This is a genomic window from Aquipseudomonas ullengensis (assembly GCF_014174475.1).
Lineage (GTDB): Bacteria > Pseudomonadota > Gammaproteobacteria > Pseudomonadales > Pseudomonadaceae > Aquipseudomonas > Aquipseudomonas ullengensis.
Genome location: NZ_JACJUD010000010.1, coordinates 1 through 11,185, shown reverse-complemented (window position 1 = coordinate 11,185; position 11,185 = coordinate 1). Strand labels below are relative to the sequence as shown.

General features: G+C 65.6%; 8 protein-coding genes. 7 read left to right on the top strand and 1 reads right to left on the bottom strand.

Annotation, left to right across the window (positions count from 1 at the left end; all coding sequences use genetic code 11):
• Positions 1-38: 38 nt before the first annotated feature.
• The gene (locus H3H51_RS20880; RefSeq protein ID WP_183091018.1) at positions 39-1,484 is read right to left on the bottom strand and encodes a SulP family inorganic anion transporter; all 1,446 of its coding nucleotides are present in this window, start codon (positions 1,482-1,484) and stop codon (positions 39-41) included.
• A gap of 311 nt (positions 1,485-1,795) precedes the next feature.
• Here H3H51_RS20880 and H3H51_RS20875 point away from each other — a divergent pair, with 311 nt between their 5' ends.
• The 7 genes from H3H51_RS20875 (at position 1,796) to H3H51_RS20845 (ending at position 10,973) form a co-directional block, all read left to right on the top strand.
• Entirely contained in the window at positions 1,796-3,505 is a 1,710-nt protein-coding gene (locus tag H3H51_RS20875; protein ID WP_183091017.1) for an amidase, read from the top strand.
• A 68-nt stretch (positions 3,506-3,573) separates the two neighbouring features.
• The gene (locus H3H51_RS20870; RefSeq protein WP_456237009.1) at positions 3,574-3,891 is read left to right on the top strand and encodes a DUF7693 family protein; all 318 of its coding nucleotides are present in this window, start codon (positions 3,574-3,576) and stop codon (positions 3,889-3,891) included.
• Between the two features lie 94 nt (positions 3,892-3,985).
• Positions 3,986-4,558, top strand: coding sequence for a COG3904 family protein (locus H3H51_RS20865; protein WP_183091015.1), 573 nt, complete (start codon positions 3,986-3,988; stop codon positions 4,556-4,558).
• 792 nt (positions 4,559-5,350) lie between these two features.
• Complete coding sequence (gene nirB, locus H3H51_RS20860; protein ID WP_183091014.1) at positions 5,351-7,909, top strand: nitrite reductase large subunit NirB; 2,559 nt, start codon at positions 5,351-5,353, stop codon at positions 7,907-7,909.
• A complete protein-coding gene (gene nirD, locus H3H51_RS20855; RefSeq protein ID WP_183091013.1) occupies positions 7,909-8,289 on the top strand; it encodes a nitrite reductase small subunit NirD in 381 nt (126 codons plus the stop codon). Before nirB ends, nirD begins: the two co-directional genes overlap by 1 nt.
• Positions 8,290-8,353: 64 nt before the next feature.
• Positions 8,354-9,166 carry a formate/nitrite transporter family protein gene (locus H3H51_RS20850; RefSeq protein WP_183091012.1) on the top strand — a complete coding sequence of 271 codons (813 nt, stop codon included), beginning with the start codon at positions 8,354-8,356 and terminating at the stop codon, positions 9,164-9,166.
• A gap of 94 nt (positions 9,167-9,260) precedes the next feature.
• Complete coding sequence (locus H3H51_RS20845) at positions 9,261-10,973, top strand: bifunctional protein-serine/threonine kinase/phosphatase (protein WP_183091011.1); 1,713 nt, start codon at positions 9,261-9,263, stop codon at positions 10,971-10,973.
• Positions 10,974-11,185: the final 212 nt, after the last annotated feature.

Genomic DNA, 11,185 nt, shown 5'->3' with positions numbered 1-11,185 from the left:
GGGCGTTGCGCCGGGAAGCGCGTGGGCCAGCGCGCGACTCAGTCGTGCTGCACACCGGAACGTTTGAGCAGTTGCTTGCAGCGCTCGGACAGGTGCAGCACGCGCAGGTGTTTGCCGGCTTTGCTGTAGCGCTCGCGCAGGGTTTTCAGCGCGGCGATGGCCGAGTAGTCGACAAAGCTCAGGTGGCGACAGTCGAGGGTCACCCGATCCGGATCGTTGGCGGTATCGAACAGGTTGAGAAACGCAGTGGTCGAGGCGAAGAACAGCGTGCCGTGCAGGCTGTAGAGCTTGCTGCCGTCGGCCTGCAGATGGCTCTCGGCATACAGCTCGCGGGCGTGCTGCCAGGCGAAGTTGAGCGCGGCGATGACGATACCGCAGAGCACGGCGGTGGCCAGGTCGGTGAATACGGTGATGGTGGTCACGGCGATGATCACCAGCACATCGTTGCGCGGTACCTTGTTCAGCACCCGCAGCGAGGCCCAGGCGAAGGTCTGCTGCGACACCACGAACATCACCCCGACCAGCGCGGCCAGCGGGATGCGCTCGATCAGCGGCGAGAGAAACAGCACGAACAGCAGGATCATCACCCCGGCAACCACGCCGGAAAGCCGGCCACGGCCGCCGGAGCTGAGGTTGATCACGGTCTGGCCGATCATCGCGCAGCCACCCATGCCGCCAAACACGCCGGACACCATATTGGCCGCACCCAGGGTCACGCATTCACGGTCCGGGTAGCCACGGCTCTCGGTGATTTCGTCGGTCAGGTTCAGCGTCAGCAGGGTTTCCAGCAGGCCGACCAGGGCCATCAGCACTGCATAGGGGGCAATGATGCGCAGGGTGTCGAGGTTCCAGGGGATGTCCGGCAGGGCAAAAGCCGGCAGGCCACCGGCGATATGCGCCATGTCGCCCAGGGTGCGGGTTGGCAGGCCGAGCAGGTACACCGCCAGCCCCACGCCAAGGATCGCCACCAACGCCGGCGGCACGCTGCGGGTCAGGCGCGGCAACAGGTAGACGATGGCCATGGTCAGCGCCACCAGGCCGAGCATCAGGTACAGCGCATTACCGCTGAGCCAGGCCTCGCCATCTTTGAAGTGCTCCAACTGGGCCAAGGCAATGATGATCGCCAGGCCGTTGACGAAACCCAGCATCACCGAGTGCGGCACCATGCGCACCAGTTTGCCCAGACGCAACAGGCCGAACGCGACCATCAGCAAACCACCGAGCAGCACGGTGGCGAGCAGGTACTGCACGCCGTGCTGCACCACCAGGGCGACGATCACCACGGCCATCGAGCCGGCGGCGCCGGAAACCATCCCCGGTCGACCGCCGAACAGCGCGGTGAGGGTGCAGATGATGAAGGCACCATAGAGCCCCATCAGCGGATTGAGGTGAGCCACCAGGGCGAAGGCAATGCACTCGGGCACCAGGGCGAACGAGGTGGTGAGCCCGGCCAGCACATCGGCGCGCAGACGTTTTACTTGCATGTTTCACCCCCGAGAGAACGGCCTGGCACGCCGCCAAAAAGCTGCGGATATTACGGAACTGGCGGCGTGACGGCCAGTAATGGCGCGCCGCCCTCCTGGCCAGGCGATGGCGAACGAATCGCTGCAGCGGCTGCGCTCTTGTTTGGTGCAAAATAGCCCACCGGGGAGCCTCATCGGCCCAGGTTGCAAGCCCGGCGCCATCACGTCATAGCATGCGACGAGGCGTGATAGGCGTGCCGCGTTTGCAATGATCGAGCGCCTGCTCCCCCGAGAATTTGTGGCCCACATTCATAAAAGTCAGCGGTGACAGCATGATTGAAGTAACCGAAGTTTCCATTGCCGAACTGCGCGCCGCGCTCGAATCCGGTCGCACCACGGCGGTTGAGCTGGTCCAGGCCTATCTCGCCCGGATCGACGCCTACGACGGCCCTGCTACCGCCACCGCGCTGAATGCCGTGGTGGTGCGCAACCCCGAGGCACTCGCCGAGGCGCAGGCTGCCGACGCCCGCCGCGCCCGTGGCGAAACCCTCGGCCCGCTGGATGGCATCCCCTACACGGCCAAGGACAGCTACCTGGTCAAAGGCCTGACCGCCGCCTCCGGCAGCCCGGCCTTCAAGGACCTGGTCGCCTACCGTGATGCCTTCACCATCGAACGCCTGCGCGCTGCCGGCGCCATCTGCCTGGGCAAGACCAACATGCCGCCCATGGCCAACGGCGGCATGCAGCGCGGCGTCTATGGCCGCGCGGAAAGCCCGTATAACGCGGATTACCTCACCGCACCCTTCGCCTCCGGCTCCTCCAATGGCGCCGGCACCGCCACCGCTGCCAGCTTCGCCGCCTTCGGCCTGGCCGAGGAAACCTGGTCAAGCGGGCGCGGCCCGGCCTCGAACAACGGCCTGTGCGCCTACACGCCATCGCGCGGGGTGATTTCGGTACGCGGCAACTGGCCGCTGACACCGACCATGGACGTGGTGGTGCCCTATGCGCGGACCATGGCCGACCTGCTCGAAGTACTCGATGTGGTGGTCGCCGAAGACGCAGACAAACGCGGCGATCTGTGGCGACTGCAGCCCTGGGTGCCGATCCCCAGCGTCGCCTCGGTGCGCCCGGCGTCCTACCTGGAACTGGCCGCGACGGCCGACGCGCTGGCGGGCAAGCGCTTTGGCGTGCCACGCATGTTCATCAATAAGGACGAAGAAGCCGGAACCAGCGACAAGCCGGGCATCGGCGGCCCGACCGGCCAGCGCATCCACACCCGCGACACAGTGATCGCCCTCTGGGAAGCCGCCCGCAAGGCCCTGGAAGACGCCGGCGCCGAAGTGGTGGAGGTCGACTTCCCGCTGGTGTCCAACTGCGAAGGCGACCGTCCCGGCGCGCCGACCGTGTACAACCGCGGTCTGGTGTCCAGGGAGTTCCTGCATGACGAGCTGTGGGAACTGTCCGGCTGGGCCTTCGATGACTTCCTGCGTGCCAACGGCGACCCGAAGCTCAACCAACTGGCCGATGTTGACGGCCCGCAGATCTTCCCGCATGACCCGGGCACCCTGCCCAATCGCGAAGACGAGCTGGCCGCCGGCATGGACGAATACGTGAAGATGGCGCAGCGCGGCATCACCCCCTGGGACCAGATCGCCACCCTGGCGGACGGCCTGCGCGGGCTGGAAGCGACGCGACGCCTCGACCTGGAGGAGTGGATGGACGGCCTCGGCCTCGACGCCGTGCTGTTCCCCACCGTCGCCGACGTGGGCCCGGCAGACGCCGATGTGAACCTGGCGTCTGCCGACATTGCCTGGAGCAACGGCATCTGGGTCGCCAACGGCAACCTCGCCATCCGCCACCTCGGCGTGCCCACGGTCACGGTGCCGATGGGGGTGATGGCGGATATCGGCATGCCCGTCGGGCTGACCTTCGCCGGTCGCGCCTACGACGACTCGGCCCTGCTGCGCTTGGCGGCGGCGTATGAGTCGACCGGCTCGAAACGCCTGATCCCGCCCCGCACGCCAGCCTTGCCGCACGCCTGAGCAACGGCGGGATTGGCGCGCGACAAACGCCGATCCCGCCGGTGTATGGCCCCACCGGAATGTCCCGAGTGAATAACCCTTCGCCCCTCAGCGCACGCGAGGTGTACCAGCTACTGCGCGACGTGGCGCTCGGCACCCGTGTGCTGGACACAAGCTGCAGCCAATGCCATGACGGCCAGATAGCGGTGCTGATCGATGGCTGGCGGCTCACGCTGTGCACCGACGGTACTGCCCTCGGTTACTGCGCCGAGTGCCAGGCGCCGGATGGCCGAGCCGCTGGCGCCGACACCTGGCAGCGCTTTGGCACAGACCCCGTGCAGCTATTGAGTCGCTGGGAGCATGAGCAGCTGGAGCGCTTGCTGCGGACGGCGGTTGCTGGTCGGTGAGCTCGACTGCCGGGCCGACGCAGCGGTGCACAAAGGCGCCGAGGCAGGTATCTTCTGCGCCTTCCACCGCCTTCGTCAGAGATTCGCCCGTTTCATGATCAGTACCGCACTTCGCAGCGCACTCGCCTGCCTCATCGCCCTTTGCTCAACCACGGCCCTGGCCAAGGTCGAGGTGGAGCCCGTCAAGCACCCGAGCATCGGCCTGATCCTGGTGGCCAAGGTGTCCGAGGAAATATCCCCCGGCGACTATGAGGCGCTGCTCAAGGGCTTGCGCGCCAACCCCGGCAAGTTCGCGCAGAAGATCCTCATGCTCGACAGCATTGGCGGCGCCGTGCCCGAGGCCATCCGCATGGGTCGCCTGCTGCGCGAAACCGGTTTCGATGCCCTGGTGCCCTCTACCGGCGTGTGCCAGGGCACGTGCGTCTACCTGCTCGCCGCCGGGCACAAGAAAACCGTGAAAGGCTACGTCGGCATTCACCGCCCCTACTTCCCCCAGGGTGACTCGGCCATGGCCGCACGCAACTATTCCGGCGCCCACTACAACGCCGCAGCCTACTTCCGCGAGATGAACATCCCCGCCAGCCTGGCAGACGACATGCAACGCATCGAACCCAGCAAAATGCGCGTGCTCAGCCACCAGGAACTGGCCCGCTACCGGCTTAACTAGGGGCATTCGCGGGTTTCACCCGCCCTACCCGAACGCGGGCATCGGCCACAGCATTCTTCCCGAGCTGCACGGCCTGCCCCCTCGCCCTGCCCTCTCCCCAGAGGGAGAGGGTTCTATCCACGCGGCCATGATGGCTCCCACACTCGATGATCGCTCCCACGCTCTGCGTAGGGGCTTTATCGCGGAGAAGCGCAACGCTCCCGCGCAACTTTCCATACCCACCCCGTCGTTCCCGCGCAGGCGGGAAACCAGAAAGGCTCTAGCCGACTCGGTGATACGGAATAAATCGAGCTGCCGGCCCTGGGCCCCCGCCTTCGCGAGGACGACGAGGAAGCTGGAGCTCCGCCCAGCACGAATCGCCCCAAAAAAGGGAATGCACACCCCTTGCGCACCCTTCTGGTTCAGCTCGCCACCCCAAACAAAGCCCCAAAGAGACCGCAAAAAACAACCGCGCACCACCTGGCGCTAATCACCGCAAAAGCCCACCACACAAGCGCTGCAGCACCCCACCCGCCCCACTTGAAACTACCCAACCAAAACTCTGGCACGCAATCTGCTATTGCCCTGTCAAAGCCCGCCAGACCTTCAGGCGGTGCATCTCGTTTGGTCACCGCCGACCAACAGCCTGCACAGGCACGAGACGAGTGAACCGGGCAACGTGGCCCTGGCTCTCACTCCACACATTCTTGAATACCAGGCAAAGGCGCCTGGAGCTGCCCACCAGCTCCAGGCGCTTTTTTTGTGCTTTTTAAACCGCGTTGCCCCGGCAGCGGCTTCCACCGAGGACAGGCTATGAACTCCATCGTCACTCCGATCAAAAGCGAAACACTGATCGTCATCGGCAACGGGATGGTCGGCCACCACTGTGTCGAGCAACTGATCGAGCGCGGCGCGCTGGCGCAGTACCAGATCCATGTGTATGGCGAAGAACGCCAACGTGCCTACGACCGCGTGCACCTCTCCGAATACTTCGGCGGCAAGGATGCCGAAGCCCTGGCCCTTGGCGACGCCGACCTGTATGCCCGCAACGGCGTGCACCTGCACCTTGGCGAGCAGGTGCTGGAGATCGACCGCGAGCGCAAGGAAGTGGTTACCCATCACGGCCGCCGCGCCTACGACCGCCTGGTGCTGGCCACCGGCTCCTACCCGTTCGTGCCGCCGATTCCGGGCGCCGAGGGCAATTCGCGCCTGGTCTACCGCACCCTCGACGACCTCGACGGCATCCGCACGGCCGCCAGCAGCGCGCGCCGTGGCGTGGTGGTCGGCGGCGGTCTGCTCGGCCTGGAAGCGGCCAACGCGCTGAAATCCCTCGGCCTCGAAGCCCACGTGGTCGAGTTCGCCCCACGGCTGATGCCAGTGCAGCTGGATGTCGACGGCGGCGCCGCACTGCGTGCACGCATCGAAGCCCTGGGCGTGGGTGTGCACCTGTCGCGCGCCACCCAGGACATCGTCATCGGTGAGGAATACGCCTACCGGATGAACTTCAACGACGGCGAATACCTGGAAACCGACCTGATCGTGTTCTCCGCCGGCATCCGCCCGCAGGACGCCCTGGGCCGCAGCTCGGGCCTGGAAGTCGCCCCGCGCGGCGGCGTGGTGATCGACAACGACTGCCGCACCAGCGACCCGGCGATCTTCGCCATCGGCGAGTGCGCTTCCTGGAACGGCAGCGTGTTCGGCCTGGTCGCCCCCGGCTACACCATGGCGCGCAACCTCGCCGCGCAACTGGTCGGCCAGGCCCACGAGCCGTTCACCGGCGCCGACATGTCGACCAAGCTCAAGCTGCTCGGCGTGGATGTAGGCTCCATCGGTGACGCTCACGCCGCCACCCCTGGTGCGAAGAGCTACCGCTTCATCGACGAGGCCAGCGCCAGCTACCGCCGCCTGGTCGTTTCCGGCGACGGCCAGCATGTGATCGGCGCCGTACTGGTCGGCGACAACAGCTACTACGACACCCTGCTGCAGTACGCGCAAAACGGCATCAAGCTGCCGCAGGAGCCGTCCAGCCTGATCCTGCCGCTGTCCGATGGCGCGCCGACCCTGGGCGCCGACGCCCTGCCGGACACCGCGACCATCTGCTCCTGCCACAACGTCAGCAAGGGCGCGGTGTGCTGCCAGGTCGACGCCGGCATCACCGACCTCGGCGACCTCAAGGCCGTGACCAAGGCCGGCACCGGCTGCGGCGGCTGCAGTGCACTGCTCAAGCAGGTCTTCGAGCACGAGCTGAGCGCCCGCGGCGTGGCCGTCGACAAGAGCCTGTGCGAGCACTTCGCCTACACCCGCCAGGAGCTGTACGGCATCGTGCGAGTGGAAGGCATCATCAGTTTCGAAGAGCTGCTGACCCATCACGGCCGTGGCCACACCGGTTGCGACATCTGCAAACCGGCGGTGGGCTCGATCCTCGCGTCCTGCTGGAACCAGTCGATCACCGACCCCACGCTGGTGCCGCTGCAGGACACCAACGACACCTTCATGGCCAACATGCAGAAGAACGGCACCTACTCCGTGGTGCCGCGCATTCCCGGCGGCGAGGTCACCCCGGACGGGCTGATCGCCATCGGCGCGGTGGCGAAGAAATACGACCTCTACACCAAGATCACCGGCGGCCAGCGCATCGACCTGTTCGGCGCGCAACTGCACGAACTGCCGGACATCTGGGCCGAGCTGATCGCCGCCGGCTTTGAAACCGGCCACGCCTACGGCAAGTCACTGCGCACGGTGAAATCCTGCGTCGGCAGCACCTGGTGCCGCTATGGCGTGCAGGACAGCGTCGGCATGGCGCTGCGCCTGGAGGACCGCTACAAGGGTCTGCGCTCGCCGCACAAGATCAAGTTCGCGGTCAGCGGTTGCACCCGCGAATGCGCCGAGGCGCAGAGCAAGGACATCGGCGTGATCGCCACCGACAAGGGCTGGAACCTCTATGTATGCGGCAACGGCGGCATGCGTCCGCGCCACGCCGAGCTGTTCGCCACCGACCTGGATGACGAAACGCTGGTCCGCCTGATCGACCGCGTGCTGATGTTCTACGTGCGCACCGCCGACAAGCTGCAGCGCACCTCGGTCTGGCGCGAGTCGCTGGAAGGCGGCCTGGACTACCTCAAGGCAGTGATCCTCGACGACAGCCTGGGCCTGGCCGGCGAACTGGAAGCGCAGATGCAACTGGTGGTCGACCGCTACGAATGCGAGTGGGCCAACGCGCTCAAGGACCCGGAAAAACTCAAACGCTTCCGCACCTTCGTCAACGACAAACGCGCCGATCCGGACATTCACTTCGTCAAGGAACGCGGCCAACGCCGTCCCATTTCTGCCAGCGAACTCCACCTGATTCCCGTCTTCGAGGAGGTGCTCTGATGAGCCAGCCCAACGCCGTACGCGCTCAATCCCTGCCGGCTACTGCCTGGCAACCGCTGTGCAGCACGCAAGACCTGGTCGCCAACTCGGGCGTGGTCGCCTGGCTCGATGGCGAGCAGATCGCCCTCTTCCACCTGCCGCAGACGCTCGAGGGCGAGAAACTCTTCGCCATCGAGAACCGCGACCCGAAATCCGGCGCCAACGTCATCGGCCGCGGCATCGTCGGCCAGCTCAAGGGGGATCTGGTGATCGCCTCGCCGTTGTACAAGCAGCACTTCCGCCTGGCCGACGGCACTTGCCTGGAATACCCCGAGCAGCGCCTGCGTGTGTGGCCGGTGCGCCTCAACGGCGATGCCGTGGAAATCGGCGTCACCGCATAGAACTGCACCCTCCTGGCCGCTCGCCCGCGAGCGGCCACCCCGAACGACACAGCGAGTACCCCCGATGTCCTACCTGATCCCTGCCGAATTCGTCACCAAGATGGTCGACGCCGGCGAGTCGAAGATTTTCATGTCGACCCGCGACACCCTGATCCGCGCCTTCATGGCCGGTGCGATCCTGGCCCTGGCAGCCGTATTCGCCATCTCCATCAGCGTGCAGACCGGCTCGCCGCTGGTGGGTGCCATGCTGTTCCCGGTCGGCTTCGTGATGCTCTACCTGATGGGTTTCGACCTGCTCACCGGGGTGTTCGTGCTGACGCCGCTGGCCCTGATCGACAAGCGTCCGGGCGTCACCGTGGGCGGCGTACTGCGCAACTGGGGCCTGGTGTTCACCGGCAACTTCGCCGGCGCACTGACCGTGGCCCTGATGATGGCCTTCGTCTTCACCTACGGTTTCTCCACCGGCCCCGGCGCCATCGGCGAGAAGATCTCGCACATCGGTGAAGCCCGTACCCTGGGCTACGCCGAGTACGGCACCGCCGGCTGGCTGACCATCTTCCTGCGCGGCATGCTGTGCAACTGGATGGTCTCCCTGGGCGTGGTCGGCGCGATGATCTCCACCACCGTCAGCGGCAAGACCATCGCCATGTGGATGCCGATCATGCTGTTCTTCTACATGGGCTTCGAGCATTCGGTGGTGAACATGTTCCTGTTCCCCTTCGGCATGATCATGGGCGGCGATTTCTCGGTGATGGACTACATGATCTGGAACGAGATCCCCACCGCCCTCGGCAACCTGGTCGGCGGTATTGCCTTCACCGGCCTGACCCTCTACACCACCCACGTGAAGACCGCTGCCAAGCGCGCCTATAACTAACCCCCTGTAGGAGCGAGCTCTGCTCGCGATCTTCTGCCGCGACTGGCTTCGCGAGCAGAGCGCGCTCCTACACCACCCGCGCCCGAGCGAAACCATGCCCAGCCAACTGCGCGTTTCTACCGGGCAGCACTCCGACAAGGGCCGCAAGCCCAGCAACCAGGACTTCCACGGCCTGCACATCCCGCCCGAGCTACAGCTCGGCGCCAAGGGCATCGCCATCGCCCTGGCGGACGGCATCAGCAGCAGCGAAGTCAGCCACATCGCTAGTGAAACCGCGGTGAGCAGTTTTCTTGCCGATTACTTCTGCACCTCAGACGCCTGGTCGGTGAAGCAGTCCGCCGAGCGCGTGCTGAGCGCCACCAACTCCTGGCTGCACGCGCAGACGCGCCAGGGCCAGTACCGCTACGAGCAGGATCGCGGCTACGTGTGCACCTTCAGCGCACTGGTGCTGAAATCCACCACCGCGCACCTGTTCCACTGCGGCGACGCGCGCATCTATCGCCTGCACGGCGGCGCGCTGGAGCAGCTGACCAACGACCATCGCCTGTGGGTCGGCCAGGACGTCAGCTACCTGAGCCGGGCGCTGGGCATCAACCCGCAACTGGAGCTCGACTACCACGCCGTGCCAGTGGAGGTCGGCGACCTGTTCCTGCTCGCCACCGATGGCGTGCACGAGCACCTCGACCCACGGCAAATGGTCGAGTTGATCAACAGTCACGCCGACCTCGACGCCGCCGCGCGCGCTATCGTCGCCCTGGCCTACGCCCGAGGCAGCACGGACAACCTCACGGCGCAGCTGGTGCGCATCGACGAGCTGCCGGTGCAGGATGCCGGCGAGCTGTACCAGACCCTCAGCGAATTGCCCTGCCCGCCGTTGCTGGATGCGCGAATGGAGTTCGACGGTTTCACCATCGTCCGCGAGCTGCATGCCAGCAGCCGCAGCCACGTGTACCTGGCGCGCGATGGCGACACGCCGGTGGTGCTGAAAACCCCATCCATCGACATGCAGCACGACGCGGCATACCTGGAGCGCTTCCTCACCGAGGAGTGGATTGCCCGACGCATCGACAGCGCCCACGTGCTCAAGCCCTGCACGCAGACGCGCAAGCGCCACTACCTGTACAGCGTCAGTGAATTCGTCGAAGGCCAGACCCTGCGCCAGTGGATGATCGACCACCCGAGACCCGACCTGGAAACCGTGCGCGGCATCGTCGAACAGATCGCCAAGGGCCTGCGCGCCTTCCATCGCCTGGAAATGCTGCACCAGGACCTGCGCCCAGACAATGTGATGATCGACAGCAGCGGCACGGTGAAGATCATCGACTTCGGCTCCACCCGCGTCGCCGGGCTGATGGAAATCACCACGCCACTGGCCCGCGACCACCTGCTCGGCACCGCGCAGTACACCGCGCCGGAATACTTCCTCGGTGAAAGCGGCACGCCACGTTCGGACCAGTTTTCCCTGGCAGTGATCACTTATCAGATGCTCACCGGTGAGCTGCCGTATGGCGCACAGGTGGCGAAATCACGCAGCCAGGCGGCGCAGAATCGACTGGTCTACCACAGCGCCCGGCACACCGAGCGCGAAGTCCCGGCGTGGATCGACGACGTGCTGCGCAAGGCCACCCACCCCAACCCCTACAAGCGCTACGAAGACATTTCCGAATTCGTCCACGAGCTGCGCCACCCCAGCGCAGCCTTCCTCAACAAGACCCGCGCGCCACTGCTGGAACGCAACCCGTTGCTTTTCTGGAAGAGCGTATCGCTGCTATTGGCCGTGGCGGTGGTGGTGCTGCTCTGCCGCTAGCGACTGGAGACTCCCTCTCCCCTCTGGGGAGAGGGTTGGGGTGAGGGGAGGACGTCCCGTGGCCACGCAGCTTCTTCGCCTGAACTGACTGTTGTGGTCAACGAGAACTGGACACTGGTTTAGGTTTATCCGGCCAGTGATTCGGTTTCCGCTGGCGTTCTGTATCCGTTGTAGCTGTGTGGTCGTTGATGGTTGTAGTAATCCGTCAGGTA